This is a genomic window from Roseateles depolymerans (genome assembly GCF_003387155.1).
Classification (GTDB): Bacteria; Pseudomonadota; Gammaproteobacteria; order Burkholderiales; family Burkholderiaceae_C; genus Roseateles; species Roseateles depolymerans.
In genome coordinates this window covers 669825-694230 of the sequence record NZ_QUMT01000003.1, presented here as the reverse complement: position 1 = coordinate 694230, position 24406 = coordinate 669825, and the positions used below count along the sequence as shown (strand labels likewise).

The following is a 24406-nucleotide window of genomic DNA, read 5'->3' as shown; positions in this document are numbered from 1 at the left end:
GGGGGCATGGGGCTGCGCGCAGAAAGGAGGCAGGGGGAGGCTTCTGCTTCATGTCCTCCGCCCGCTCCGCGGGCTCCCCCTTTTACTTCCGCAGAAGCCTCCCCCTGCCTCCTTCCTGCGGACCGAGGCCTGCCATCAGGCGGCGTGCGTGGGGCTGCGCGTGCTGCGCATGCCGGCCTACCGCGCGGTTGGGGCCGGGGGTCGGCATCGGCACTCGTGCTGGCAGGGGCTCGACCTTGTTTGTGTCGAGGCCCACCCGCCACATTTGGGGAATTCAGGTGCGCGGCTGCGTCGGGATAGGGTTCCGCTTGATCCAGATGTCGGGCGACACAATCTCCAGACCGAGCCGGGCAGCGCGTTTGGCTACCTTCAAGACTGCACGGTCTCGGGAGATCAGCGTGGTGGGCGCCAGCGACGCCAGATGCAGGCCAAGATCAATAAACTTTTGATCGTCCTCGTCGCTGCACCGAGGGCGCCCCATGCCCAAGACCGGCTCCTCCACCAACTCGCAATGGCCCGCAAAGGCGGCTTGGATGCGGGTCAAGTCCGGCTCGTAACGGGCCGCCACCCCGCGGCCCAGCACGTGCAGCATCTCCGCCTGCATGGCCGGTGTAGCCGTCCAAAGTAAGTGCCGGCTCTCTACCAGTGCAATGATGGGCATGACGCGCGGCTCATCAAAGACCAGCCAGTCCATGACGATCTGAGTGTCCAGAATGACTCGGTGCGGCAGTGCCGGTACCAGCGTCGGGCGCGGCTCAGTGACGGTCGTGGCGGCCACGCTACGTGGGTCGTGCGCGGCAGATGCTGAGGCGGCTTCAGGGCTGCCGTCCGGCAGGGAAGGGGGAGAAACTGCATGGTTCATGGGGCCTGCCAGCATAGCGCCTTGTGTGATTTCGGCGAACTGGCCTACAATCGCGGGCTCTTCAGCGTGTATAGATGCGCCTGGCGGGTCCCTTGAGGGGCTGCCCAGGGAACGATTGGAGCGTGGTGCCGGATAGTTGTCGGCGCTGCGCTTTTGTCGCTTGTGTTTTTACCCGCGTTCGATAGACGTTTTGCATGCGCTTGGCGTGTGCTGGACGTGTATCTCGGTCGCGCTGGAGATGTGACTTCAAACGGGAACAAGTTACTTATGCCAACCATCAATCAGCTCGTTCGCCACGGTCGTGAGACCGAGGTGACGAAATCCAAGTCGCCGGCTATGCAGTCGTGCCCGCAGCGCCGTGGCGTCTGCACCCGCGTGTACACCACCACCCCGAAGAAGCCGAACTCGGCACTTCGTAAGGTGGCCAAGGTGCGCCTGACCAACGGTTTCGAGGTCATCTCGTACATCGGCGGTGAAGGCCACAACCTGCAAGAACACAGCGTCGTGCTCGTGCGCGGCGGCCGTGTCAAGGACTTGCCCGGTGTGCGCTACCACATCGTCCGCGGTTCTCTGGACCTGCAGGGCGTGAAGGACCGCAAGCAATCGCGTTCCAAGTACGGCGCGAAGCGTCCGAAGAAGGCCTAATCAGCCCAGGTTTTGGCTGCCGAGGTCCCAGGACTCCGGTCACCAAATTGTTGCGGTTCAGGTGCATGTGCACCGACCGAGTAAGTGGATCCCCCCAACTGGTGGTGGCGATCCGCGGCAGGCGAAAGCCCGCCAACTGAAGCATTGAAGGAAGACTCCCATGCCACGTCGTCGCGAAGTACCCAAGCGCGAAATCCTGCCCGATCCCAAGTTCGGCAGCGTTGATCTGTCCAAGTTCATGAACGTCATCATGGAATCGGGCAAGAAGGCCGTCGCAGAGCGCATCATCTATGGCGCCCTGGAACAGGTCGAGAACAAGTCCGGCAAAGATCCGCTGGAAGTGTTCATGATCGCGCTGAACAACGTGAAGCCCATGGTCGAAGTGAAGTCCCGTCGTGTCGGCGGTGCGAACTACCAAGTTCCCGTGGAAGTTCGCCCCGTCCGCCGTATGGCTCTGGCTATGCGCTGGCTCAAGGAATCGGCACGCAAGCGCGGCGAAAAGTCGATGGCCCAACGTCTGGCCAACGAACTGCTGGAAGCCGCTGAAGGCCGCGGTGGCGCGATGAAGAAGCGCGACGAAGTGCACCGCATGGCCGACGCCAACAAGGCGTTCTCGCACTTCCGTTTCTAAACAAGACCTTCCTGGCCGCCTCGGGTTTTTACCAACCCGCTGGCGGCTCCATGCATTTGGAGTGACACCATGTCCCGCAAGACCCCCATCGAGCGCTACCGCAACATCGGTATCTCCGCGCACATCGATGCCGGCAAGACCACGACGACCGAACGTATCCTGTTCTACACCGGTGTGAACCACAAGATCGGTGAGGTGCACGACGGCGCCGCCACGATGGACTGGATGGAACAGGAGCAAGAGCGCGGCATCACCATCACGTCGGCCGCGACGACCTGCTTCTGGAAGGGCATGGACATGTCCTACCCCGAGCATCGTTTCAACATCATCGACACCCCCGGGCACGTGGACTTCACCATCGAGGTGGAGCGTTCCATGCGCGTCCTGGACGGCGCCTGCATGGTGTACTGCGCCGTGGGTGGCGTGCAGCCCCAGTCGGAAACCGTCTGGCGCCAGGCCAACAAGTACAAGGTGCCCCGCCTCGCGTTCGTCAACAAGATGGACCGTACCGGCGCAAACTTCTTCAAGGTCGTTGACCAGATGAAGACCCGCCTGAAGGCCAACCCGGTGCCCATCGTGATCCCCATCGGCGCCGAAGAAAACTTCAAGGGCGTGGTGGACCTGCTCAAGATGAAGGCCATCATCTGGGACGAGGCCTCGCAAGGCATGAAGTTCGAGTACCAGGACATCCCGGCCGACCTCGTGGCGACCGCGAACGAATGGCGCGAGAAGATGATCGAAGCGGCTGCCGAAGCCAGCGAAGATCTGATGAACAAGTACCTCGAGTCCGGCGAACTGACCGAAGCTGAAATCAAGCTGGCCCTGCGCACCCGCACGATCGCCACCGAGATCCAGCCGATGCTGTGCGGCACCGCCTTCAAGAACAAGGGCGTGCAGCGCATGCTGGACGCCGTCATCGACTTCCTGCCCTCCCCGGTGGACATCCCCCCGGTCTCCGGCACGGACGAAGACGACAAGGAAGTCACCCGCAAGGCTGACGACAGCGAAAAGTTCGCCGCTCTGGCCTTCAAGCTGATGACCGACCCGTTCGTCGGCCAGCTGACCTTCGTTCGCGTGTACTCGGGCGTGCTGCAATCCGGCTCGACCGTCTACAACCCGATCAAGGGCAAGAAGGAACGTATCGGCCGGATCCTGCAGATGCACGCCAACCAGCGTGAAGAAATCAAGGAAATTCTGGCCGGCGACATCGCCGCTTGCGTGGGCCTGAAGGAAGTGACCACCGGTGAGACGCTGTGCGATCCGGAAGCCGTCATCACCCTGGAAAAGATGGTCTTCCCCGAGCCCGTGATCTCGCAGGCCGTGGAACCCAAGACCAAGGCCGACCAGGAAAAGATGGGCCTGGCCCTGGGTCGTCTGGCTGCAGAAGATCCGTCGTTCCGCGTGCGTACCGACGAAGAATCCGGCCAGACCATCATCTCCGGCATGGGCGAGCTGCACCTGGAAATCATCGTGGACCGCATGAAGCGCGAGTTCAGCGTTGAAGCCAACGTCGGCAAGCCGCAAGTGGCCTACCGCGAAACCATCCGCAAGACCGCCACCGACGTCGAAGGCAAGTTCGTGCGTCAGTCCGGTGGTAAGGGCCAGTACGGCCACGTGGTGCTGACCGTCGAACCCCAGGAACCCGGCAAGGGCTTCGAGTTCGTGGACGCCATCAAGGGCGGTGTGGTGCCTCGCGAGTACATCCCGGCGGTGGAAAAGGGCGTCATCGACACCCTGCCGAACGGCGTGCTGGCGGGCTACCCGGTCGTGGACGTGAAGGTCACGCTGACCTTCGGTTCGTACCACGATGTGGACTCGAACGAAAACGCGTTCAAGATGGCCGCTTCGATGGGCTTCAAGGAAGCCTGCCGTCGCGCCAGCCCGGTCATCCTCGAGCCGATGATGGCCGTGGAAGTCGAAACGCCGGAAGACTATGCTGGTACCGTGATGGGCGATCTGTCTTCGCGTCGCGGCATGGTGCAAGGCATGGATGACATGGTCGGCGGTGGCAAGGTCATCAAGGCCGAAGTGCCGCTGTCGGAAATGTTCGGCTACTCGACCTCGCTGCGTTCCGCCACGCAAGGCCGTGCAACGTACACGATGGAGTTCAAGCACTACGCTGAAGCTCCGAAGAACGTTGCAGACGCCATCGTCACCGCACGAGCCAAGTAAGGCCCACCCCCTACCGCCTTCGGCGGCCCCCTCAAGGGGGCGAGCCGAGTGGACTGGCAGAGCCAGTCCACCGGCTCTGCTGGAGGAGGCCGGGCCCTAGGGGCCGGCCGCTTGCGGGGGACTTCGTTTTTCAGAATCGTCTTCGTTGGGGTTGCCTGGTTGCCAGCCGCCAGGGGTTTTGACCGCAACGGAAACGCTAAACCAATAGACTGGATAGATGCTCTTTTTGGAGAATTGAAATGGCAAAAGGCAAGTTTGAACGGACCAAGCCGCACGTGAACGTGGGCACCATTGGTCACGTTGACCACGGCAAGACCACCCTGACGGCTGCGATCGCAACCGTGCTGGCCTCGAAGTTTGGCGGCGAAGCCAAGGCCTACGACCAGATCGACGCGGCTCCCGAAGAAAAGGCCCGCGGCATCACGATCAACACCGCTCACGTGGAATACGAGACGGCCAACCGCCACTACGCGCACGTTGACTGCCCCGGCCACGCTGACTATGTGAAGAACATGATCACCGGCGCTGCCCAGATGGACGGCGCGATTCTGGTGTGCTCGGCCGCTGACGGCCCGATGCCCCAGACCCGCGAGCACATCCTGCTGGCGCGTCAGGTGGGCGTGAAGTACATCATCGTGTTCCTGAACAAGTGCGACATGGTGGACGACGCCGAGCTGCTGGAGCTGGTGGAAATGGAAGTCCGCGAGCTGCTGAGCAAGTACGACTTCCCGGGCGACGACACCCCCATCATCAAGGGTTCGGCCAAGCTGGCGCTGGAAGGCGACAAGGGCGACCTGGGCGAGCAGGCCATCATGCGTCTGGCCGATGCACTGGACAGCTACATCCCCACGCCTGAGCGCGCTGTGGACGGCGCTTTCCTGCTGCCGGTGGAAGACGTGTTCTCGATCTCGGGCCGTGGCACCGTGGTGACCGGTCGTGTTGAGCGCGGCATCATCAAGGTCGGCGAGGAAATCGAAATCGTCGGTATCCGTGATCTGCAAAAGACCACCGTCACCGGCGTGGAAATGTTCCGCAAGCTGCTGGACCAAGGTCAGGCTGGCGACAACGTCGGTATCCTGCTGCGCGGCACCAAGCGTGAAGACGTCGAGCGCGGCCAAGTGCTGGCCAAGCCGGGCACGATCAAGCCGCACACCCACTTCACTGCTGAGATCTACGTTCTGAGCAAGGAAGAAGGCGGCCGTCACACCCCGTTCTTCAACAACTACCGTCCCCAGTTCTACTTCCGCACGACGGACGTGACCGGTGCCGTGGAGCTGCCGAAGGACAAGGAAATGGTCATGCCTGGCGACAACGTCAGCATCACCGTGAAGCTGATCGCTCCGATCGCCATGGAAGAAGGTCTGCGCTTCGCCATCCGTGAAGGCGGTCGTACCGTCGGCTCGGGCGTCGTGGCCACCATCATCGAGTAAATCTTTTGCTGACGGCATCGGTCGGCCGCATCCCGGCTGGCCGATGTTGACACCAGCTCTTCCGCAATGCCTCTTTAGGCCTTGCGTCGCTCTTTGAAGGAATAGACATGTCTACCAAGCAAAAGATCCGTATCCGCCTCAAGGCCTTCGACTACAAGCTGATCGACCAGTCGGCTCTGGAAATCGTGGATACCGCCAAGCGTACCGGCGCCATCGTGCGCGGCCCCGTGCCGCTGCCCACCCGCAAGGAACGTTTCGACATCCTGCGTTCGCCGCACGTCAACAAGACCTCGCGCGACCAGTTTGAGATCCGTACCCACCAGCGTCTGATGGACATCATCGACCCGACCGACAAGACGGTTGACGCGCTGATGAAGCTGGACCTGCCGGCCGGCGTGGACGTTGAAATCAAGCTGCAGTGATGCGGATGCAGGGCAGGGTGGCCTCTGGCCCCCAGGCTCCTGCACTCAAGGCGACCTTCGGGTCGCCTTTTTTATTGGCCCGATGCGTCATAAGCCCACTGCCGCAACTTGCGGCAACGGGGCAACGGGCGCTATACTCGCCAGCTTTTCCGCATAGGCATTTGCCTGTGCGGTGTCGTCGCATCGATTCAAAAGCAGCGTCCATGGCCTTTACCCAGGTCACCGCTTGAGAGCGATGCTTGTCAGCCCCGGCCAACCGATGTCGGGGTGCGTGAAATGATTTCTGGCGCAAACGGCGGTGTCTCCGCAGGAAGCGCTTGAGGTCAGGAGAAAACCATGAGTCTTAGCAATCGTCTCGGATTGCTGGGCCGCAAGGTGGGCATGATGCGTGTGTACACGGTCGACGGTGATACCGTCCCCGTGACCGTGCTGGATGTGTCCAACAACCGTGTGACCCAGGTCAAGACCGAAGAAACCGACGGCTACAGCGCCATCCAGGTGACCTACGGCGCCCGCAAGGCGTCCCGCGTCACGAAGCCTGAAGCGGGTCACCTCGCCAAGGCTGGCGTCGAAGCTGGCGAAATCCTGAAGGAATTCCGCGTCGCCGCGGACATCGCCGCCGAATACAAGGCTGGCGGTACCGTTCCGGTGACCCTGTTCGCTGAAGGCCAGAAGGTGGACGTGCAAGGCACGTCGATCGGTAAGGGCTTCACCGGCACCATCAAGCGTCACAACTTCGGATCGCAACGTGCCTCGCACGGTAACAGCCGCTCGCACAATGTGCCCGGCTCGATCTCGATGGCCCAGGATCCGGGCCGTGTGTTCCCCGGCAAGAAGATGTCCGGCCACCTCGGCGACGTCACCGTGACCGTCCAGAACCTGGACGTGGTCCGTATCGACGAAGCGCGCCAACTGGTGTTCGTGCGCGGTGCCGTTCCTGGCGCGAAGGAAGGATTCGTTGTGATCCGTCCCGCCGTCAAGGTCAAGGTCAAGAAAGGAGCTAACTGATGCAGCTCGAGCTCCTGAATGAGCAGGGCCAGGCCACTTCCAAAGTGGACGCTCCGGACACCCTGTTCGCACGTGATTACAACGAAGCCCTGGTGCACCAGGTCGTCGTCGCTTATCAAGCCAACGCCCGTCAAGGCACCCGCGCCCAGCTGACCCGTGCTGAAGTTCGTCACTCGACGAAGAAGCCGTTCCGTCAGAAGGGCACTGGTAACGCCCGTGCCGGTATGACCTCCTCCCCGCTGTGGCGTGGGGGCGGTCGCATCTTCCCGAACAAGCCTGACGAGAACTTCTCGCACAAGCTGAACAAGAAGATGTACCGCGCTGGTATGGCTGCCATCTTGTCGCAGCTGGCCCGCGAAGGCCGCCTGGCCGTGGTGGACTCGATCTCGATCGACGCCCCCAAGACCAAGCTGCTGGCTGCCAAGCTCAAGGGCATGGGTCTGGATCACGTCATGGTGATCTCCGACTCCGTGGACGACAACCTGCTGCTGGCCTCGCGCAACCTGGCCAACGTGCTGGTGGTCGAGCCGCGCTATGTCGATCCGCTGTCGCTGGTCTTCTACAAGAAGGTGCTGGTGACCAAGGCTGCGATCGAGCAACTGAAGGAGATGCTGGCATGAGCGCGCCCAAGTTTGCTGAAGGCCGTCTGGCCAAGGTGCTGCTCGCCCCGATCGTGTCCGAAAAGGCCACGGCTGCCGGCGAAAAGCACAACCAAGTCCTGTTCAAGGTCCTGCGCGACGCGACCAAGCCTGAAATCAAGGCCGCCGTTGAACTGATGTTCAAGGTCGAAGTCGAAGCAGTGAACGTCGTGAACCAGAAGGGCAAGACCAAGCGCTTTGGTGGCCGTCTGGGCCGTCGCGACCACGTCAAGAAGGCGTATGTGTCGCTGAAGGCGGGCCAAGAGCTCAACTTCTCCGGGGAGGCTGCGTAATGGCCGTCGTTAAAGTCAAGCCGACTTCGCCTGGCCGTCGTGGCGTGGTGAAGGTGGTGCACAAGCACCTGCACAAGGGCGCTCCCGAAGCTTCGCTGCTCGAGCCCCAAAAGCAGAACTCTGGCCGTAACAACAACGGTCACATCACGATGCGCCACAAGGGCGGTGGTCACAAGCACCACTACCGTGTGGTGGACTTCCGTCGCAACAAGGACGGCATCCCGGCCAAGGTCGAGCGTATCGAGTACGACCCCAACCGTACGGCCCACATCGCTCTGGTGTGCTATGCCGACGGCGAACGTCGCTACATCATCGCCCCGCGCAACCTGGAAGTCGGCACGTCCATCCTGAGCGGCTCGGAAGCCCCGATCAAGGTCGGCAACACGCTGCCCATCCGCAACATCCCCGTGGGTTCGACGATCCACTGCGTGGAAATGCTGCCGGGCAAGGGTGCTCAGATCGCTCGCTCCGCCGGTGCCTCCGTGGTGCTGATGGCGCGTGACGGTGCTTACGCCCAGATCCGCCTGCGTTCGGGTGAAGTCCGCCGTGTCCATATCGACTGCCGCGCCACCATCGGTGAAGTGAGCAACGAAGAGCACAGCCTGCGTCAGTACGGCAAGGCCGGCGCCATCCGCTGGAAGGGTATCCGCCCGACCGTGCGTGGTACCGCCATGAACCCGGTCGACCACCCGCACGGTGGTGGTGAGGGTCGTACGGGTGAAGGCCAGGCGCCTGTGTCGCCGTGGAACACCCTGACGAAGGGCTACCGCACTCGTAACAACAAGCGCACGCAGACGTTCATCGTTTCGCGTCGCAAGAAGTAAGGGGTAGACCACCATGGCTCGTTCCCTCAAGAAGGGTCCCTTCGTGGACCATCACCTGATGGCCAAGGTCGACAAGGCTGTTGCCATCAAGGACAAGAAGCCCATCAAGACCTGGTCGCGTCGCTCGACGATCCTGCCCGAGTTCATCGGTCTGACGATCGCCGTGCACAACGGCAAGCAGCACGTGCCGGTCTATGTGTCTGACCAGATGGTCGGCCACAAGCTGGGCGAATTCGCACTGACCCGCACCTTCAAGGGCCACCCGGCCGACAAGAAGGCCGGGAAGAAGTAAGGATGGCGACGATGGAAACCAAAGCAATCGTTCGTGGCGTCCGCCTGTCGTTTGATAAGGGCCGCCTCGTGGCGGACCTGATCCGCGGCAAGAAGGTGGATCAAGCGCTGAACATCCTGGAATTCACCCAGAAGAAGGCCGCGCTGATCATCAAGAAGGCGCTGGAATCGGCCATCGCCAATGCCGAGCACAACGACGGTGCCGACATTGACGAGCTGAAGGTCACTTCGATCTATGTGGAGCAAGGCACGACGCTGAAGCGCTTCTCGGCTCGCGCCAAGGGCCGCGGCAACCGCATCAGCAAGCCGACCTGCCACATCTACGTGACCGTCGGCAACTGAGCCTGAAGGAAGACTATGGGACAGAAAATTCATCCGACTGGCTTCCGCCTGCCCGTCACCCGTAACTGGGCGTCGCGCTGGTACGCGAACAACCAGAACTTCGCCAGCATGCTGGCCGAAGATCTGCAAGTGCGCGACTTCCTGAAGGCCAAGCTGAAGAACGCCGCCGTGTCGCGCATCCTGATCGAGCGTCCGGCCAAGAACGCTCGCATCACCATTTACTCGGCACGTCCGGGCGTGGTGATCGGCAAGAAGGGCGAGGACATCGAGAACCTGAAGGCCGAGCTGGCCAAGCGTCTGGGCGTGCCCGTCGCTGTGAACATCGAAGAAGTGCGCAAGCCTGAAATCGATGCCCAGCTGATCGCCGACTCGATCACCCAGCAGCTCGAAAAGCGCATCATGTTCCGCCGCGCCATGAAGCGCGCGATGCAGAACGCGATGCGTCTGGGCGCCCAGGGCATCAAGATCATGTCCGCCGGCCGTCTGAACGGTATCGAAATCGCTCGTACCGAGTGGTACCGTGAAGGCCGTGTGCCCCTGCACACCCTGAAGGCTGACATCGACTACGGCTTCTCCGAAGCCAAGACCACCTACGGCGTCATCGGCGTGAAGGTGTGGGTGTACCGCGGTGACCGCCTGGCCAATGGCGAGGCTCCCGTGATCAACACCCCCGCTGGTGCTGAAGACGATCGTCGTCCGCGTCGCAACGCTCGTCCGGGTGCCCCGGGTGGCCGTGGCCGTGGCGACAAGCCCGCCGAAGGTGGCGATGCCAAGCCGGCAGCCAAGCGTGTGGTGCGCAAGCCCGCCGCTGGTGACGCCAAAGGAGAATAAACATGCTGCAACCTGCTCGTCGCAAATACCGCAAGGAGCAAAAGGGTCGTAACACCGGTGTGGCGACTCGCGGCGCTACCGTTGCTTTCGGTGACTTCGGCCTGAAGGCCACCGAACGCGGCCGTATCACGGCTCGTCAGATCGAAGCGGCCCGTCGTGCCATCTCGCGCCATATCAAGCGCGGTGGCCGTATCTTCATCCGCATCTTCCCGGACAAGCCGATCTCGCAGAAGCCTGCCGAAGTCCGTATGGGTAACGGTAAGGGCAACCCGGAGTACTACGTGGCTGAGATCCAGCCCGGCAAGGTGCTCTACGAGATCAACGGCGTGCCTGAAGCTCTGGCTCGCGAAGCATTCACGCTGGCCTCTGCAAAGCTGCCGCTGCGTTGCACCTTCGTGACCCGCCAGCTCGGCGCCTGATTGGAGAAAACCCATGAAAGCATCTGAACTGCGCGCCAAGGACGTGGCTGCCCTGGAAAAGGAAGTCACCGATCTGCTGAAGGCTCACTTCGGTCTGCGCATGCAAAAGGCGACGCAACAACTGTCCGACACCTCGGTGCTGGGCAAGACGCGTCGTGACATCGCCCGCGCCAAGACCATCCTGGCCGAGAAGAAGGGAGCCGCGAAATGACGCAAGCTCAAGAAAAGAACACCCGCACCCTGGTCGGTCGCGTCGTCAGCGACAAGCGCGCCAAGACCGTGACCGTGCTGGTGGAGCGCCGTGCCAAGCACGAGCTGTATGGCAAGATCGTCGCTCGTTCCCGCAAGTACCACGCCCATGACGAAAAGGGCGAGTACAAGATGGGTGACGTGGTCGAGATCGCCGAAGGCCGTCCGCTGTCCAAGACCAAGAGCTGGGTGGTGACCCGCCTGGTCGAGAAGGCTCAGCTGGTCTGATCTGCGCTGCCTGAACTTCGCTGCCTGATTCTTTCGGGATTTAAGGCAGTGAATCCTCGGGGCGTGACTGTGCGGCTCCGATGACATGAAGAGGTTGGAATGCCGGGTGACCGGTGTCCAGCCTTTTTCTTTGGCCTCGATCTGGATCGGTCTTGCGGGACCGGGCATGATCGCGGCCTTGCTTCCAAGGAGAGAACCATGTTGAAAGTTGGCGACCATCTGCCCGCAGGCAGCCTGCAGGAATTCATTGAAGTGGAAGGCGAGGGCTGCTCGCTGGGTCCGAACACCTTCGACATCCAGAAGCTCACCGCCGGCAAGACCATTGCCATCTTCGCGCTGCCTGGCGCCTTCACGCCGACCTGCTCGGCCCAGCATGTGCCGGGCTATGTGGCGGCTGCGGAGGACTTCAAGGCGGCAGGCGTGGATGAGATCTGGTGCGTGTCGGTGAACGACGCGTTCGTGATGGGCGCCTGGGGCCGCGATCAGAAGACCGCCGGCAAGGTCCGCATGATGGCCGACGGCAGCGCCACCTTCACACAGGCGACCGGCCTGACGCTGGACCTGGCCGCCCGCGGCATGGGTCTGCGTTCGCAGCGTTATTCCATGCTGGTGAACGACGGTGTGGTGAAGACGCTGAACATCGAAGCCCCTGGCAAGTTCGAAGTCAGCGACGCGGCGACCCTGCTGGCGCAGGCCAAGGCGCAGTAAGTCACGATTCATCCGGCATCGGCGTCATGCCGATGCCAAAGACCCGGGGCGATGAGGTTCGCCGCAACGCCTTGGGTTGACACGCGGAGAATGCCCCAGGCATAATCCGCTGCTTCGCCGAAGTGCGATTTTGCTTGCTGCATCCGGATGCAGGAGCCTAGCCAACAAGACGGTTGGCCAGTGCTGCTGAGAAGGGCGGAAAAGCCAAATCAATCCACAGTGCGGGGTTTGCCAGTCAGGGTCTTCACAAGGCCCCTCCAACGCTGACAAACACTGTGCTTACTTCGGTTCTCGGTTTCTTGCCCAAGCAGGCCAGGCGCGGGTCGCGGCATCAAGCGACAGGTGAATGGCTTACGGGCCCAAGACTGACCGCTCTGGATGGCTGCGATGGTCGCAGTTGCCTGAACGGGAAAAGTTGGGGACAGACATGATCCAAATGCAATCGCGACTCGACGTCGCGGACAACACTGGCGCCAAGTCCGTCATGTGCATCAAGGTGCTGGGTGGTTCCAAGCGCCGTTATGCCCATATTGGCGACATCATCAAGGTCAGCATCAAAGAAGCTGCTCCGCGCGGCCGCGTCAAAAAAGGCGAGGTTTACAACGCGGTGGTGGTTCGCACGGCCAAGGGCGTTCGCCGTCAAGACGGCTCCCTGGTCAAGTTCGACGGCAATGCCGCCGTGCTGCTGAACGCCAAGCTGGAGCCCATCGGCACCCGTATCTTCGGCCCGGTCACGCGTGAACTGCGTACCGAGCGCTTCATGAAGATCGTGTCGCTGGCGCCTGAGGTGCTGTAAGCCTCGCACAGACAAAGGTATTGCCAATGAACAAGATCCGCAAAGGCGACGAGGTCATCGTTCTGACCGGCCGCGACAAAGGTAAGCGCGGCACCGTGACGCTGCGCGTTGATGAAGACCACGTGGTGGTCGACGGCATCAACATCGTCAAGAAGCATGTCAAGCCCAACCCCATGAAGGGCACGACTGGTGGCATCGTCGACAAGGCCATGCCCATCCATCAATCCAACGTGGCGATCTTCAACGCCGCCTCCGGCAAGGCCGATCGCGTGGGCATCAAGCTCGGCGCCGACGGCAAGCGGGTGCGCGTGTTCAAGTCGACCGGCGAAGAGATCAAGGCTTAAGAGGTTAGACATGGCTCGTTTGCAAGCGTTTTATCGCGAAAAGGTCGTGCCCAGCCTGACCGAGAAGTTCGGGTACAAGTCCGTGATGGAAGTGCCGCGCATCACCAAGATCACCCTGAACATGGGCGTGAGCGAGGCTGTTGCCGACAAGAAGGTCATGGACCACGCCGTGGGCGACCTGACCAAGATCGCCGGCCAGAAGCCCGTGGTCACGAAGTCGAAGAAGGCGATTGCCGGCTTCAAGATCCGTGACGGCGTGCCCATCGGCTGCATGGTGACCCTGCGCGGCGCACAGATGTACGAATTCCTGGACCGTTTCGTGACCGTGGCCCTGCCGCGCGTGCGTGACTTCCGTGGTATCTCCGGTCGCTCGTTCGATGGACGTGGCAACTACAACATCGGCGTCAAAGAACAGATCATCTTCCCCGAAATCGAATACGACAAGGTGGATGCTCTGCGTGGTCTGAACATCAGCATCACGACGACCGCCAAGACGGACGACGAAGCCAAGGCTCTGCTGGCTGCGTTCAAGTTCCCGTTCAAGAACTGAGGTGACTTGTGGCAAAACTCTCGATCAAGCAACGTGAGCTGAAGCGCGCCCAACTGGTCGCCAAGTACGCCAAGAAGTACGAGGAACTGAAGGCCATCATCAACGACAGCAAGAAGTCGGATGAAGAGCGCTACCTCGCCCGCCTGGAGCTGCAGAAGCTGCCTCGCAACGCCAACCCCACCCGCCAGCGCAACCGCTGCGAGCTGACCGGTCGCCCCCGTGGCACCTTCCGCAAGTTCGGCCTGGCACGTAACAAGATTCGTGAGCTGGCCTTCAAGGGCGACATCCCCGGTGTCGTCAAGGCCAGCTGGTAATCGGCAGGTTTAGGAGATTTCGTATGAGCATGAGTGATCCTATCGCCGATATGCTGACCCGCATTCGCAACGCCCAAAGCGTTGAGAAGGCCAGCGTCGTGATGCCTTCCTCCAAGCTGAAGGTCGCGATCGCCAAGGTCCTGAAGGATGAAGGCTATATCGACGATTTCGCGGTGCGTGGCGATGCCGCCCGCCCCGAGCTCGAAATTGCGCTGAAGTATTACGCCGGTCGCCCGGTGATCGAGCGCATCGAGCGCGTGAGCCGTCCTGGCCTGCGCATCTACAAGGGCCGCCACGACATTCCTCAGGTCATGAATGGCCTGGGTGTGGCGATCGTCACCACGCCCAAGGGTGTGATGACTGACCGCAAGGCACGTCAAGCCGGTGTCGGCGGCGAAGTGCTTTGCTACGTCGCCTAAGCGCAAGGAGAGACAGACAATGTCCCGCGTTGGAAAAATGCCGGTCGTCGTCCCGCAAGGCGTGGAAGTGACGATCGCTGCTGAGAAGATCAGCGTCAAGGGTACCCAAGGTACCCTGTTCGTGGCCGTGAACCCTCTGGTCACGGTGAAGTCGGAAGGTGGCAAGCTGACCTTCGTCCCGACCAACGAATCGGCTGAAGCCGATGCGATGAGCGGCACGATGCGTGCGCTGCTGGCCAACATGGTCAACGGTGTCAGCAAGGGCTTCGAAAAGAAGCTGAACCTGGTTGGCGTGGGCTTCCGTGCCCAGGCTCAAGGTCAGAAGCTGAACCTGCAGATCGGCTTCTCGCACCCGGTTGTGAAGGACATGCCCGCCGGCATCAAGGTGGAATGCCCGACCCAGACCGAAATCTTGATCAAGGGCGCGGATCGCCAAGTGGTCGGCCAGTTGGCAGCTGAAGTGCGCGCCATCCGTCCGCCGGAGCCTTACAAGGGCAAGGGCATCCGTTACGCCGACGAAAAGGTCTCTCTCAAAGAGACCAAGAAGAAGTAAGGAGCCGCGCCATGCTGAACAAGAAGGAACAACGCCTGCGTCGTTCGCGTCAAACGCGTGCCCGCATTGCGCTGCAGCGCGTGGCCCGTCTGACGGTCTTCCGCTCGAACCTGCACATCTACGCTTCGGTCATCTCCGAGGACGGTCAGCGCGTGCTGGCCAGCGCCTCGACCGCCGAGAAGGACGTCCGCGCCCAACTCGCTGGCAAGGGTGGCAACGTGGCCGCTGCCACGCTGATCGGCAAGCGTATCGCCGAGAAGGCGAAGGCTGCCGGCGTCGAGAAGGTGGCTTTCGATCGCGCTGGTTTCGCCTACCACGGCCGTGTCAAGGCCCTGGCAGAAGCCGCTCGCGAGGCTGGCCTGCAGTTCTGACGCACAAAGGATTAGGAAATGGCAAAGTTTCAACCCCGCGCTCAGACCGAAGGCAACGACGACGGCCTGAAGGAAAAGATGATTGCGGTCAACCGCGTCACCAAGGTGGTGAAGGGCGGCCGCACGCTGTCCTTCGCAGCGCTGACGGTGGTCGGTGACGGCGACGGTCGCATCGGTATGGGCAAGGGCAAGGCCAAGGAAGTGCCCGTGGCCGTGCAAAAGGCGATGGAATCTGCTCGTCGCAACATGATCAAGGTGCAGCTGCGCAACGGCACCATCCAGCACAACGTGGTGGGTGAGCACGGTGCAGCACACGTGATCATGGCTCCGGCTCCCGCTGGTACCGGCGTGATCGCCGGCGGCCCGATGCGCGCCGTGTTCGAAGTGATGGGCGTGACCGACATCGTGACCAAGAGCCACGGTTCGACCAACCCGTACAACATGGTTCGTGCCACGCTGGACGCGCTCAAGCGCTGCTCCACGCCCGCCGAAGTGGCGGCCAAGCGCGGCAAGACTGTTGAAGAGATCTTCAACTGATCGCCGGGAGATCGAGATGTCTGACAAGAAAACTCTGACGGTCAAGCTGGTGCGCAGCCCTATCGGTTGCCGTGCCTCCCACCGTGCCACCGTGACTGGCCTGGGCCTTCGCAAGCTCAACAGCACTCGCACGCTGGAAGACACGCCCGCAGTGCGCGGCATGATCAACAAGATCGCCTACCTCGTGCAGGTGCTGTAAGCGCCGCGCGAATCGAGGAAAGAAGATGCAACTCAATACCATCAAGCCTGCCGCTGGTGCCAAGCACGCCAAGCGTCGCGTGGGCCGTGGCATCGGCTCCGGTCTGGGCAAGACCGCAGGCCGTGGCCACAAGGGTCAGAAGTCGCGTGCTGGTGGCTTCCACAAGGTCGGCTTCGAAGGCGGCCAGATGCCGCTGCAGCGTCGCCTGCCCAAGCGTGGCTTCAAGTCCCTGGCTCGTCCCTACAACGCTGAAGTGACCCTGTCGGAACTGCACGCGCTGACGTCCGAAGAGATCGACCTGCTGACGCTCAAGGCCGTGGGCCTGGTGTCGGAGCTGGCCAAGACGGTCAAGGTCATCAAGTCGGGCGAAATCAGCCGCAAGGTGTCCCTCAAGGGCATCGGCGCGACTGCAGGGGCCAAGGCTGCCATCGAGGCAGCCGGCGGCACCGTCGCTTAATCGGCGTCAACAGGACTAGGCAACAGTGGCAAGCAACGCATCCCAGTTGGCCAAGAGCGGCAAGTTCGGTGACCTGCGTCGCCGGCTCGTGTTCCTGTTGCTGGCGTTGGTCGTGTACCGCATCGGGGCGCATATCCCGGTGCCGGGCATCGATCCGACCCAGCTGCAGCAGCTCTTCAAGGGTCAGCAGGGCGGGATCCTGAGCCTGTTCAACATGTTCTCGGGCGGTGCGCTGTCGCGCTTTACCGTCTTCGCGCTGGGCATCATGCCCTACATCTCGGCCTCCATCGTCATGCAGTTGATGACGTATGTGGTGCCGAGCCTGGAAGCGCTGAAGAAGGAAGGCGAGGCGGGTCGCCGCAAGATCACGCAGTACACCCGTTACGGGACGCTCGGCCTGGCGATCTTCCAGAGCCTGAGCATCGCGTTCGCTCTGGAGAGCTCCCAGGGTCTGGTGCTGAGCCCGGGCTTCGGCTTCCGTCTCACCACCGTGACCAGCCTGGTGGCCGGCACGATGTTCCTGATGTGGCTGGGTGAGCAGATCACCGAGCGCGGTCTGGGCAACGGCATCTCCATCCTGATCTTCGGCGGTATCGCCGCGGGTCTGCCGGGTGCTGTGGGCGGTCTGCTGGAGCTGGTGCGTACCGGTTCGATGAGCATCTTCTCGTGCCTCATCGTGATCGCGATCATCGGCGCCGTGACCTTCCTGGTGGTGTTCGTGGAGCGTGGCCAGCGCAAGATCCTGGTCAACTACGCGAAGCGCCAGGTCGGGAACAAGGTGTACGGTGGGACCAGCTCCCATCTGCCGCTGAAGCTGAACATGTCTGGCGTGATTCCGCCGATCTTCGCGTCGTCGATCATCCTGCTGCCCACCACCCTGGTCAGCTGGTTCGCCACCGGTGACAGCATGCGTTGGCTGAAGGACATCTCGGACGAACTCCGTCCGGGTCGTCCCATCTACGTGATGCTGTACTCGGCAGCGATCGTCTTCTTCTGCTTCTTCTACACGGCGCTGGTGTTCAACAGCCGTGAGACTGCAGACAACCTGAAGAAGAGCGGCGCGTTCATCCCCGGTATCCGTCCAGGTGACCAGACGGCCCGGCACATCGACAAGATCCTGTCCCGGCTGACGCTGGCAGGTGCGGTGTACATCACCGGCGTGTGCCTGCTGCCTGAGTTCCTGACCCTGAAGTACAACGTACCGTTCTATTTTGGTGGCACCTCGCTGCTGATCATCGTGGTCGTCACGATGGACTTCTGGGCCCAGGTCCAGTCCTACGTGATGAGCCAGCAGTACGAGTCGCTGCTCAAGAAGGCAAGTTTCAAAGCCAACTGAGCCGCTGGGCCCCAGAAATTAACACCGACCCTATCCAGCAAGTTTCGAAGGTATGGCGAAAGACGACGTCATTCAAATGCAGGGTGAGATTCTTGAAAACCTCCCCAATGCAACCTTTCGCGTCAAGTTGGAGAACGGTCATGTCGTTCTCGGTCACATCTCCGGAAAGATGCGCATGCACTACATCCGCATCCTTCCCGGTGACAAAGTGACTGTGGAATTGACACCGTACGATTTGAGTCGTGCTCGCATCGTGTTCCGGGCGAAGTGAGCTTTACAGCAACCCCCCGGATCAACGCTGATTGAGCGAAAAGTTAGGTCAAGGAGCAGACCATGAAAGTTTCGGCATCCGTCAAGAAGATGTGCCGCAATTGCAAGATCATCCGTCGCAATGGCGTGGTGCGTGTGATCTGTACCGATCCGCGCCACAAGCAGCGTCAAGGCTGATTGGCAACACCGCAAGCGAATTAGAGGACGCAAATGGCACGTATTGCTGGTATCAACATTCCGCCGCACAAGCACACGGAGATCGGTCTGACCTCGATCTACGGCATTGGCCGTACGACCGCGCAGAAGATCTGCACCACTTGCGGCATTCCGTTTGACAAGAAGGTCAAGGACCTGACTGACTCCGATCTGGAAAAGATTCGTGAGGAAGTGGGCCGCATGACCATTGAAGGCGACCTGCGTCGCGAGATGTCCATCAACATCAAGCGTCTGATGGACCTGGGTTGCTATCGTGGCTTCCGCCATCGCCGTGGCCTGCCGGTTCGCGGTCAGCGTACCCGCACGAATGCCCGTACCCGCAAGGGTCCGCGCAAGTCGGCGGCTACTGGCAAGAAGTAATCGCGGCAACTGAAGAAAGCTCACCATGGCAAAAGCACCCAATAACTCGGCTGCCCAGCGCGTTCGCAAGAAGGTTCGGAAGAACGTTGCCGACGGCATCGCCCACGTTCACGCTTCTTTCAACAACACCATCATCACGATCACCGATCGTCAGGGTGGTGCGCTGTCCTGGGCCTCGTCGGGCGGCCAGGGCTTCAAGGGCTCGCGCAAGTCCACCCCCTTCGCTGCCCAGGTGGCTGCTGAAGTGGCCGGCCGCGCTGCTCAAGAACAAGGCATCAAGAACCTGGACGTGAAGATCAAGGGCCCTGGCCCGGGTCGTGAGTCGTCGGTTCGCGCGCTGGCTGCCCTGGGCATCCGGATCAACTCGATCTCGGACGTGACCCCGGTGCCGCACAACGGCTGCCGTCCTCAGAAGCGCCGCCGTATCTAAGGCTGTTGCGCTGAGGTGCACCGAACCGGTCGGTTTGGTGCCATAATTTCGGACTCTTTTCCGATGCTGCCGGCTGGTGCCTTGCGCCAGTCGGCCGTTTTGCTGAGTTGATGCGCCTGGCACGCGAATGCGGGCCAAGTGCTTCCGTTCAGTTTGAAGCCCACCGTCTGAGCCCAGAACAACAGTTGGCCAGACTCGCGCAGTTTGCGCCCACCCGAGCCCTTCGAGGCCGGGCAGGCCAGGCCGCGTCAGATTGATGAAGGACACGCAAAGTGGCACGTTATCTCGGCCCGAAGGCCAAACTCTCCCGCCGTGAAGGTACCGACCTGTTCCTGAAGAGCGCCCGCCGCGCCATCAGCGACAAGGCCAAGTTCGACAGCAAGCCTGGCCAACACGGCCGCACTTCCGGCCAGCGCACCTCGGACTTCGGTCTGCAACTGCGCGAAAAGCAGAAGGTCAAGCGCATGTACGGCGTGCTGGAGCGCCAGTTCCGTCGCTACTTCGCTGAAGCCGAGCGCCGCAAGGGCTCGACCGGCGTGAACCTGCTGGTCCTGCTGGAATCGCGCCTGGACAACGTCGTCTACCGCATGGGCTTCGGCTCGACCCGCGCTGAAGCACGTCAGCTCGTGTCGCACAAGGGCATCACCGTGAACGGTGAAGTCGTGAACATCGCTTCCTACCTGGTCAAGGCCGGTGACGTCGTCGCCGTGCGCGAAAAGGCCAAGAAGCAGCTGCGCATCGTGGACAGCCTGAAGCTGGCCGAATCGATCGGTCTGCCGGCCTGGGTGGCCGTGGACGTGTCGAAGATGGAAGGCGTGTTCAAGAAGACGCCGGATCGCGACGAGTTCGGCGCCGAGATCAACGAATCGCTGATCGTTGAGTTGTACTCGCGTTAATTCTTTCGTGCCTGCCAAGCGGCCCAGACATTGTTCTGTAGGGGCCGCTTGGCGTTTCCTCGTCCGGACTTTGCCCGCCCGTTGTGGGGTGGGTCCGGTTGGTCCCTCAGCCTTATCGGTGTAACGAACCGAGGGTATTGAAAGAAAGACCTCATGCAAACGAATCTGCTCAAACCCAAATCCATCACTGTGGAGCCCCTGGGCGGTCATCGCGCCAAGGTGATCCTGGAGCCGTTTGAACGCGGCTATGGCCACACGCTGGGCAACGCCCTGCGCCGTGTGCTGCTGTCTTCGATGGTGGGTTATGCGCCGACGGAAGTGACGATCGCAGGCGTGCTCCACGAGTACTCCGCCATCGACGGCGTGCAGGAAGACGTGGTTCACATCATGCTGAACCTCAAGGGCGTGGTGTTCCGCCTGCACAACCGCGAAGAAGTGACCCTGGTCCTGCGCAAGGAAGGCGAAGGTCCCGTGACCGCCGCTGACATCCAGACCCCGCACGACGTCGAGATCATCAACCCTGAGCATGTCATCGCCCATCTGTCGCAAGGCGGCAAGCTGGACATGCAGATCAAGGTTGAGAAGGGCCGCGGCTATGTCCCCGGCAATATGCGCCGTTATGGCGACGAGCCGACCAAGGCCATCGGCCGCATCGTCCTCGACGCTTCGTTCTCCCCGGTCAAGCGCGTCAGCTACGCCGTGGAAAACGCCCGTGTGGAACAGCGCACCGACCTGGACAAGCTGGTCATGGAGATCGAAACCAACGGTGCGATCTCTCCCGAGGAAGCCATCCGCGCTTCCGCCAAGATCCTGGTGGAGCAACTGGCCGTGTTCGCCCAGCTGCAAGGCACCGATCTGGTGGACGCGTTCGACCAGGCCCCGGCCGCCCGCTCCAGCAGCTTCGATCCGATCCTGCTGCGCCCGGTGGACGAGCTCGAACTGACCGTGCGTTCGGCCAACTGCCTGAAGGCCGAAAACATCTACTACATCGGTGACCTGATCCAGCGCACCGAGACCGAGCTGCTCAAGACCCCGAACCTGGGTCGCAAGTCGCTCAACGAGATCAAGGAAGTGCTCGCTTCGCGCGGCCTGACCCTGGGCTCGCGTCTCGAGAACTGGCCGCCGCAAGGTCTCGACAAGCGTTGATTTTTGAATGAGGGCAAGGGCGCTGCGCCCCTGCCCGGTGCCCCCGGCAGTACCTGATCCGGCTGCCGGCAATAACTGAAGGAAAGGAAAGCACCATGCGCCACCGTAACGGCCTCCGTAAGCTGAACCGCACCAGCGAGCACCGCGCCGCGATGCTCCGCAACATGGCAGTGTCCCTGCTGCAACACGAAGCGATCAAGACCACCTTGCCCAAGGCCAAGGAACTGCGTCGCGTCGTCGAGCCCCTGATCACCCTGGCTAAGGAACCCACCCTGGCCAACCGTCGTCTGGCGTTCAACCGCCTGCGTGACCGGGACATCGTCAGCAAGCTGTTCAACGAGCTGGGCCCCCGTTTCGCCACCCGTCCGGGCGGCTACACCCGTATCCTGAAGATGGGCTTCCGCGTGGGCGACAACGCCCCGATGGCCTACGTGGAACTGGTGGATCGTCCGGAAGCGACCGAAGGCGAAGCCGCTGCTGAATAAGCAGCTGCCCGCTGAAACGCACCCTGAAAAGGCCAGCTCTGCTGGCCTTTTTCTTTATCTGCCAGCGCACAGGCGTCACCGGGCTGACCCATGGTGGGGCGCCGTCGCGCTAAGCTTCCCGTTTTTCCTCCTTGTTGGTGGACCCGACTGACGCGGGTGCCAAGGCCGCTCTCATGACTCTTCTTCCGCTCCACCAGGTGCTTCGCCGCCTGCTGTCCTTGGCGCTGCTGGCCCTCATGCTGGGCTTGGGCTTCTCGCAGGCTGCGCGCGCGGACGACTTTCTGGATCCGGAACAGGCCTTCAAGCTGAGTGTCGAACTCACGGGCGACCGCCAGGTGCGGCTTCGTTTCGACATCGCGCCCGGCTATTACATGTACCGGGACCAGTTCAAGCTCGAGCTGGATGGCGGCACGCTGGGCCCGATCCAATGGCCCACGCCCAAGCGCAAATTCGACGAGACCTTCAACAAGGAGGTCGAAACCTACCGCGAGCGGCTCACCCTGGACGTGCCCATTACGGCCGCGGGGAATGCGCCGGTGCATCTGGTGCTGACCGGGCAGGGCTGTGCCGACAAGGGGCTGTGCTATCCGCCGCTGAGCAGTGACCTGATGCTGGGGCTGCGCGGATTTGGTGGCGACGGCAGCGTGAAGATCTCCGCCGCGAAGAATGCGATGAGTGGCTTTGGCCTGGCCGAGGCGGTCGCTGCCTCCCCAGCGAAGGATGACGGCAACGGCGGCGGCGCTGGTACGAACCCTGCTGGCACATCGAGCGCGGGCGCCAACACCACCGATGCCCTGGACCTGGCCGACGGCTCTGGCCTTCAGCGCCTGCTGGAGTCCGGTCAGCTCAAGGCCGCCCTTGCCGCGGCCTTCCTGCTGGGCGTGCTGATGTCCTTCACGCCGTGTGTGCTCCCCATGGTGCCCATCCTGTCCTCGATCATCGTGGGGCAGGGCAGCCAGGTGTCACGCCGCCGCGGCTTCCTGCTGGCGCTGTCCTACTCGCAGGGCATGGCGCTGGTCTACACCGCGCTGGGGGTGGCGGCCGCGCTGATTGGTGGGGGCCTGGCGGCCTATCTGCAAAAGCCCTGGGTGCTGGCGTTGTTCGGCCTGCTGCTGGTGGTGCTGTCGCTGTCGATGTTTGGCGTGTATGAGCTGCAGCTGCCAAGCCGCTTCACCAGCGGGGTGTCCGGCGTCACGCAGCGCCTGCCGGGCGGACGTTACGCCAGCGTTTTCGTCATGGGCGCCTTGTCGGCGCTCATCGTGAGCCCCTGTGTGGCCGCGCCGCTCGCGACCTTGCTGGTCTACATCGGACAGACCGGCAATGTCGCACTGGGTGGAGGGGCACTGTATGCGCTGGCTTGTGGCATGAGTGTGCCGCTGCTGCTGGTCGGACTGTCGGCGGGTGAACTGCTGCCGCGTGCAGGCGCCTGGATGGATTCGGTGAAGTATTTCTTCGGCCTGCTGCTGCTGGCCGTCGCGCTGTGGATCGTCCAGTCCATCCTGCCGCATGTGCTGGTGCAGGGCCTGTGGGGCGCATGGTTGATGGGGCTGGCGGGCTTGCTCGGCCTGTTCCATGCGACCGAGCCGCATGCGCCTCGGACCTGGCTGCGCAAGAGCGTCGCAGTGGGGGCGGCCGTCTTCGGACTGGCTCAGTTCGTCGGCGTGGCTGCCGGCGGGACCGATCCGCTCAAGCCGCTGGCCGGACTCGCCGTGGGGGCTGCACTGGGCGCATCGCCGGCCACGGCCAGCACGCTGCCGGGCGCAGTGGCCGCAGCAACCGCGACTGGTGCCGAGGTGACATTCCAAAAGGTCACCACCGTCGCCGAACTCGACGAAGCGCTGCGCACCGCCGGCAAACCGGTCATGCTGGACTTCTATGCGGACTGGTGCGTCTCCTGCAAGGAGATGGAGCGCTACACCTTCACCGATCCGCAGGTACAGGCCAAGCTCCGGGGCATGCTGCTGCTCAAGGCCGACGTCACGGCCAACAGCGAAGCTGACCGCGAACTGCTCAAGCGCTTCCGTCTGTTCGGACCGCCCGGAACGATCTTCTTCGATGCCCAAGGTCAGGAGATCACCCAGGTGCGCGTCATTGGATTCCAGAAGGCCGAGCGCTTCCTGCAGTCACTCAGTGACGCGGGCATTCGCTGACCCTCGCACAATCCTGCGAAGGGACGGTATAGATTCGCCCTGAAGTCGGGAATCGTGCTAGACTCTCGCTTCTCAGTCGCGGGGTGGAGCAGTCTGGTAGCTCGTTGGGCTCATAACCCAAAGGTCGTAGGTTCAAATCCTGCCCCCGCAACCAGAATTCAGAGGTCTTTCGAGAAGTGTTGCAGCGCAGGCTGCGTGCATCGAAGGGCTTGAGGAAAGCAGCGAAGCTAACAAGCCAAGCTGGCCAACCTCAACAAAGTGGTCTGCCACTGTATGGGTCATTCATAGATTCATTCGCAGTGATCAGCAGGCGACGCGACAGAACAGTCGCGGGGTGGAGCAGTCTGGTAGCTCGTTGGGCTCATAACCCAAAGGTCGTAGGTTCAAATCCTGCCCCCGCAACCAACGTGAGAAGCCGTTTCAACGAAAGTTGGAACGGCTTTTTCGCTTCTTGGACTTGCCTTGGACTTGCCTTGGACTTGCAACCGGTTTTGGTCCCGCCATGGCCTTCCGCTCTCCGCATCCGGCCCGATAGTCCATCGCACGCCCGCTGAAATGCCCTCAGGCGCGCGCGACTATGGCGA

At 62.0% G+C, this 24406-nt stretch carries 36 protein-coding genes and 2 tRNA genes; 37 read left to right on the top strand and 1 reads right to left on the bottom strand.

Going from position 1 to position 24406, the window contains the following annotated elements:
• Nucleotides 1–274 precede the first annotated feature (274 nt).
• Complete coding sequence (locus DES44_RS17000; protein WP_170156688.1) at nucleotides 275–862, bottom strand: PIN domain-containing protein; 588 nt, start codon at nucleotides 860–862, stop codon at nucleotides 275–277.
• Between the two features lie 267 nt (nucleotides 863–1129).
• On the opposite strand from DES44_RS17000, the gene rpsL reads away from it, so the two are divergent.
• The 37 genes from rpsL to DES44_RS16815 all read left to right on the top strand — a co-directional run bounded on the left by rpsL (nucleotide 1130) and on the right by DES44_RS16815 (nucleotide 24227).
• Complete coding sequence (rpsL, locus tag DES44_RS16995) at nucleotides 1130–1507, top strand: 30S ribosomal protein S12 (RefSeq protein WP_058933591.1); 378 nt, start codon at nucleotides 1130–1132, stop codon at nucleotides 1505–1507.
• Between the two features lie 160 nt (nucleotides 1508–1667).
• Nucleotides 1668–2138, top strand: coding sequence for a 30S ribosomal protein S7 (gene rpsG, locus DES44_RS16990; protein ID WP_058933592.1), 471 nt, complete (start codon nucleotides 1668–1670; stop codon nucleotides 2136–2138).
• A 69-nt stretch (nucleotides 2139–2207) separates the two neighbouring features.
• Entirely contained in the window at nucleotides 2208–4310 is a 2103-nt protein-coding gene (gene fusA, locus DES44_RS16985) for an elongation factor G (RefSeq protein ID WP_058933593.1), read from the top strand.
• 239 nt (nucleotides 4311–4549) lie between these two features.
• The gene (gene tuf, locus DES44_RS16980) at nucleotides 4550–5740 is read left to right on the top strand and encodes an elongation factor Tu (RefSeq protein WP_058933581.1); all 1191 of its coding nucleotides are present in this window, start codon (nucleotides 4550–4552) and stop codon (nucleotides 5738–5740) included.
• Between the two features lie 107 nt (nucleotides 5741–5847).
• Nucleotides 5848–6162 carry a 30S ribosomal protein S10 gene (gene rpsJ, locus DES44_RS16975; RefSeq protein WP_058933594.1) on the top strand — a complete coding sequence of 105 codons (315 nt, stop codon included), beginning with the start codon at nucleotides 5848–5850 and terminating at the stop codon, nucleotides 6160–6162.
• 336 nt (nucleotides 6163–6498) lie between these two features.
• Nucleotides 6499–7170 (top strand): 50S ribosomal protein L3, encoded by a 672-nt coding sequence (gene rplC, locus DES44_RS16970; protein WP_058933595.1) that lies wholly within the window; start codon nucleotides 6499–6501, stop codon nucleotides 7168–7170.
• Nucleotides 7170–7790, top strand: a complete 621-nt coding sequence (rplD, locus tag DES44_RS16965) for a 50S ribosomal protein L4 (RefSeq protein WP_058933596.1) — start codon at nucleotides 7170–7172, stop codon at nucleotides 7788–7790. Before rplC ends, rplD begins: the two co-directional genes overlap by 1 nt.
• Nucleotides 7787–8101 (top strand): 50S ribosomal protein L23, encoded by a 315-nt coding sequence (gene rplW / locus DES44_RS16960; RefSeq protein ID WP_058933597.1) that lies wholly within the window; start codon nucleotides 7787–7789, stop codon nucleotides 8099–8101. The genes rplD and rplW overlap by 4 nt, the downstream gene beginning before the upstream one ends.
• Nucleotides 8101–8925 (top strand): 50S ribosomal protein L2, encoded by an 825-nt coding sequence (gene rplB / locus DES44_RS16955; RefSeq protein ID WP_058933598.1) that lies wholly within the window; start codon nucleotides 8101–8103, stop codon nucleotides 8923–8925. Before rplW ends, rplB begins: the two co-directional genes overlap by 1 nt.
• 13 nt (nucleotides 8926–8938) lie before the next feature.
• On the top strand, nucleotides 8939–9217 hold the full coding sequence (gene rpsS / locus DES44_RS16950; protein WP_058933599.1) for a 30S ribosomal protein S19: 279 nt from the start codon (nucleotides 8939–8941) through the stop codon (nucleotides 9215–9217).
• 11 nt (nucleotides 9218–9228) lie between these two features.
• The gene (gene rplV / locus DES44_RS16945) at nucleotides 9229–9558 is read left to right on the top strand and encodes a 50S ribosomal protein L22 (RefSeq protein WP_058937144.1); all 330 of its coding nucleotides are present in this window, start codon (nucleotides 9229–9231) and stop codon (nucleotides 9556–9558) included.
• Nucleotides 9559–9573: 15 nt separating this feature from the next.
• Nucleotides 9574–10389 carry a 30S ribosomal protein S3 gene (gene rpsC, locus DES44_RS16940; RefSeq protein ID WP_058933600.1) on the top strand — a complete coding sequence of 272 codons (816 nt, stop codon included), beginning with the start codon at nucleotides 9574–9576 and terminating at the stop codon, nucleotides 10387–10389.
• A 2-nt stretch (nucleotides 10390–10391) separates the two neighbouring features.
• Complete coding sequence (gene rplP / locus DES44_RS16935; protein WP_058933601.1) at nucleotides 10392–10808, top strand: 50S ribosomal protein L16; 417 nt, start codon at nucleotides 10392–10394, stop codon at nucleotides 10806–10808.
• Nucleotides 10809–10821: 13 nt separating this feature from the next.
• A complete protein-coding gene (gene rpmC, locus DES44_RS16930; protein WP_058933602.1) occupies nucleotides 10822–11019 on the top strand; it encodes a 50S ribosomal protein L29 in 198 nt (65 codons plus the stop codon).
• Entirely contained in the window at nucleotides 11016–11285 is a 270-nt protein-coding gene (gene rpsQ, locus DES44_RS16925) for a 30S ribosomal protein S17 (RefSeq protein WP_058933603.1), read from the top strand. Before rpmC ends, rpsQ begins: the two co-directional genes overlap by 4 nt.
• A gap of 198 nt (nucleotides 11286–11483) precedes the next feature.
• A complete protein-coding gene (locus tag DES44_RS16920) occupies nucleotides 11484–11993 on the top strand; it encodes a peroxiredoxin (RefSeq protein ID WP_058933604.1) in 510 nt (169 codons plus the stop codon).
• A 427-nt stretch (nucleotides 11994–12420) separates the two neighbouring features.
• Entirely contained in the window at nucleotides 12421–12789 is a 369-nt protein-coding gene (rplN, locus tag DES44_RS16915) for a 50S ribosomal protein L14 (protein WP_058933605.1), read from the top strand.
• Between the two features lie 26 nt (nucleotides 12790–12815).
• Nucleotides 12816–13133: a 50S ribosomal protein L24 gene (rplX, locus tag DES44_RS16910; protein ID WP_058933606.1), complete on the top strand. Its 318-nt coding sequence runs from the start codon at nucleotides 12816–12818 to the stop codon at nucleotides 13131–13133.
• A gap of 10 nt (nucleotides 13134–13143) precedes the next feature.
• Nucleotides 13144–13683, top strand: a complete 540-nt coding sequence (gene rplE, locus DES44_RS16905) for a 50S ribosomal protein L5 (protein ID WP_058933607.1) — start codon at nucleotides 13144–13146, stop codon at nucleotides 13681–13683.
• An 8-nt stretch (nucleotides 13684–13691) separates the two neighbouring features.
• Complete coding sequence (rpsN, locus tag DES44_RS16900; protein WP_058933608.1) at nucleotides 13692–13997, top strand: 30S ribosomal protein S14; 306 nt, start codon at nucleotides 13692–13694, stop codon at nucleotides 13995–13997.
• 23 nt (nucleotides 13998–14020) lie between these two features.
• A complete protein-coding gene (gene rpsH, locus DES44_RS16895) occupies nucleotides 14021–14416 on the top strand; it encodes a 30S ribosomal protein S8 (protein ID WP_058933609.1) in 396 nt (131 codons plus the stop codon).
• Between the two features lie 19 nt (nucleotides 14417–14435).
• The gene (gene rplF, locus DES44_RS16890) at nucleotides 14436–14969 is read left to right on the top strand and encodes a 50S ribosomal protein L6 (RefSeq protein ID WP_058933610.1); all 534 of its coding nucleotides are present in this window, start codon (nucleotides 14436–14438) and stop codon (nucleotides 14967–14969) included.
• 11 nt (nucleotides 14970–14980) lie between these two features.
• The gene (rplR, locus tag DES44_RS16885) at nucleotides 14981–15340 is read left to right on the top strand and encodes a 50S ribosomal protein L18 (RefSeq protein ID WP_058933611.1); all 360 of its coding nucleotides are present in this window, start codon (nucleotides 14981–14983) and stop codon (nucleotides 15338–15340) included.
• A gap of 18 nt (nucleotides 15341–15358) precedes the next feature.
• Nucleotides 15359–15877: a 30S ribosomal protein S5 gene (gene rpsE / locus DES44_RS16880; protein ID WP_058933612.1), complete on the top strand. Its 519-nt coding sequence runs from the start codon at nucleotides 15359–15361 to the stop codon at nucleotides 15875–15877.
• A 16-nt stretch (nucleotides 15878–15893) separates the two neighbouring features.
• Nucleotides 15894–16076: a 50S ribosomal protein L30 gene (rpmD, locus tag DES44_RS16875; RefSeq protein ID WP_058933613.1), complete on the top strand. Its 183-nt coding sequence runs from the start codon at nucleotides 15894–15896 to the stop codon at nucleotides 16074–16076.
• Nucleotides 16077–16101: 25 nt separating this feature from the next.
• Nucleotides 16102–16533 (top strand): 50S ribosomal protein L15, encoded by a 432-nt coding sequence (gene rplO, locus DES44_RS16870; RefSeq protein ID WP_058933614.1) that lies wholly within the window; start codon nucleotides 16102–16104, stop codon nucleotides 16531–16533.
• Between the two features lie 25 nt (nucleotides 16534–16558).
• The gene (gene secY, locus DES44_RS16865; protein WP_058933615.1) at nucleotides 16559–17869 is read left to right on the top strand and encodes a preprotein translocase subunit SecY; all 1311 of its coding nucleotides are present in this window, start codon (nucleotides 16559–16561) and stop codon (nucleotides 17867–17869) included.
• A 52-nt stretch (nucleotides 17870–17921) separates the two neighbouring features.
• Nucleotides 17922–18140 carry a translation initiation factor IF-1 gene (gene infA, locus DES44_RS16860; RefSeq protein WP_009855680.1) on the top strand — a complete coding sequence of 73 codons (219 nt, stop codon included), beginning with the start codon at nucleotides 17922–17924 and terminating at the stop codon, nucleotides 18138–18140.
• Between the two features lie 62 nt (nucleotides 18141–18202).
• Nucleotides 18203–18316 carry a 50S ribosomal protein L36 gene (gene rpmJ / locus DES44_RS16855; protein ID WP_058933616.1) on the top strand — a complete coding sequence of 38 codons (114 nt, stop codon included), beginning with the start codon at nucleotides 18203–18205 and terminating at the stop codon, nucleotides 18314–18316.
• Nucleotides 18317–18349: 33 nt separating this feature from the next.
• Nucleotides 18350–18715, top strand: coding sequence for a 30S ribosomal protein S13 (gene rpsM, locus DES44_RS16850; protein ID WP_058933617.1), 366 nt, complete (start codon nucleotides 18350–18352; stop codon nucleotides 18713–18715).
• A gap of 25 nt (nucleotides 18716–18740) precedes the next feature.
• On the top strand, nucleotides 18741–19145 hold the full coding sequence (gene rpsK / locus DES44_RS16845) for a 30S ribosomal protein S11 (RefSeq protein ID WP_056194196.1): 405 nt from the start codon (nucleotides 18741–18743) through the stop codon (nucleotides 19143–19145).
• A gap of 272 nt (nucleotides 19146–19417) precedes the next feature.
• Complete coding sequence (rpsD, locus tag DES44_RS16840) at nucleotides 19418–20041, top strand: 30S ribosomal protein S4 (protein WP_058933618.1); 624 nt, start codon at nucleotides 19418–19420, stop codon at nucleotides 20039–20041.
• A gap of 153 nt (nucleotides 20042–20194) precedes the next feature.
• On the top strand, nucleotides 20195–21187 hold the full coding sequence (locus tag DES44_RS16835; protein ID WP_058933619.1) for a DNA-directed RNA polymerase subunit alpha: 993 nt from the start codon (nucleotides 20195–20197) through the stop codon (nucleotides 21185–21187).
• A gap of 95 nt (nucleotides 21188–21282) precedes the next feature.
• Nucleotides 21283–21672, top strand: coding sequence for a 50S ribosomal protein L17 (gene rplQ / locus DES44_RS16830; RefSeq protein ID WP_058933620.1), 390 nt, complete (start codon nucleotides 21283–21285; stop codon nucleotides 21670–21672).
• 173 nt (nucleotides 21673–21845) lie between these two features.
• Complete coding sequence (dsbD, locus tag DES44_RS16825) at nucleotides 21846–23822, top strand: protein-disulfide reductase DsbD (protein ID WP_083525271.1); 1977 nt, start codon at nucleotides 21846–21848, stop codon at nucleotides 23820–23822.
• Between the two features lie 77 nt (nucleotides 23823–23899).
• Nucleotides 23900–23976: transfer RNA gene (locus DES44_RS16820), tRNA-Met, on the top strand.
• A gap of 174 nt (nucleotides 23977–24150) precedes the next feature.
• Nucleotides 24151–24227 (top strand) — tRNA-Met (locus DES44_RS16815).
• Nucleotides 24228–24406 lie beyond the last annotated feature (179 nt).